Source organism: Saccharopolyspora thermophila, assembly GCF_014646075.1.
Lineage (GTDB): Bacteria > Actinomycetota > Actinomycetes > Mycobacteriales > Pseudonocardiaceae > Saccharopolyspora > Saccharopolyspora thermophila.
In genome coordinates this window covers 1-1,409 of sequence record NZ_BMMT01000042.1, presented here as the reverse complement: position 1 = coordinate 1,409, position 1,409 = coordinate 1, and the positions used below count along the sequence as shown (strand labels likewise).

At 59.8% G+C, this 1,409-nt stretch carries 1 protein-coding gene; it reads left to right on the top strand.

The window, feature by feature from the left end; all coding sequences use genetic code 11:
* A partial coding sequence (ahcY, locus tag IEY17_RS24960; protein WP_188991919.1) for an adenosylhomocysteinase occupies positions 1–1,406 on the top strand: 1,406 nt, incomplete at its 5' end.
* Positions 1,407–1,409 lie beyond the last annotated feature (3 nt).

Sequence of the window (1,409 nt, the reverse complement as noted above, 5' to 3'; positions counted from 1 at the left end):
TGTCGTTGGCGGAGGCGGGGCGGCATCAGATTCGGTTGGCTGAGCATGAGATGCCGGGTTTGATGGCGACGCGTAGGGAGTATGCGGGGTCGCAGCCGTTGCGGGGGGCGCGGATTGCGGGTTCGTTGCATATGACGGTGCAGACCGCGGTGTTGATTGAGACGCTGGTGGCGTTGGGTGCGCAGGTGCGGTGGGCGTCGTGCAATATTTTTTCTACGCAGGATGAGGCTGCGGCGGCGGTGGTGGTGGGCCCGAACGGGACGCCGGAGGCGCCGGAGGGTGTGCCGGTGTTTGCGTGGAAGGGTGAGTCGCTGCAGGAGTACTGGTGGTGCACCGATCAGTTGTTCCGGTTCGGTGATGAGGGCCCGAACATGATTCTTGATGATGGTGGGGATGCCACGCTGTTGGTGCACAAGGGTGTGGAGTTTGAGGCTGCTGGTGGGGTGCCGCAGTGTTCGGAGGGGGATTCGGAGGAGTACGGGGTCGTTCTGGAGACGTTGCGGCGGAGTCTGGCTGAGGATGGGAAGCGGTTCACTCGGATCGCGGCGGGGATTCGGGGGGTGACCGAGGAGACGACCACGGGTGTGCACCGGTTGTATGAGTTGGCTAAGAGTGGTGATCTGCTGTTTCCGGCGATCAATGTGAATGATTCGGTGACGAAGTCGAAGTTCGACAACAGGTATGGGTGTCGGCATTCGTTGATTGATGGTATCAACCGGGCCACGGATGTGTTGATCGGCGGTAAGGTCGCTGTGGTGTGCGGTTACGGTGATGTGGGTAAGGGGTGTGCGGAGTCGCTGCGGGGGCAGGGTGCTCGGGTGATCGTGACGGAGATTGACCCGATTTGCGCGCTGCAGGCGGCGATGGATGGTTTCCAGGTGACGGTGTTGGAAGATGTGGTGGACACGGCGGATATTTTCGTGACCGCGACGGGGAATTTCAACATCATCACGGCTGAGCACATGGCGCGGATGAAGCATCAGGCGATCGTGGGCAATATCGGTCATTTCGATAATGAGATCGATATGGCTGGGTTGGAGCGGGTGCCTGGGATTCGTAGGCAGGAGATCAAGCCGCAGGTGCATGAGTACACGTTCCCGGACGGGCATTCGATTATTGTGCTGTCGGAGGGGCGGTTGTTGAATCTGGGGAATGCTACGGGGCATCCGAGTTTTGTGATGTCGAACTCGTTTACGAATCAGACGATCGCGCAGATCGAGTTGTTTACCAAGCCGGGTGAGTATGATCGGCAGGTGTATGTGTTGCCCAAGCATCTGGATGAGAAGGTGGCGCGGTTGCATCTGGATGCGTTGGGGGTGAAGTTGACCCGGTTGACCAAGGAGCAGGCGGCCTACATCGGGGTGGATGTGGACGGCCCGTACAAGCCCGACCACTACCGCTACTGACCG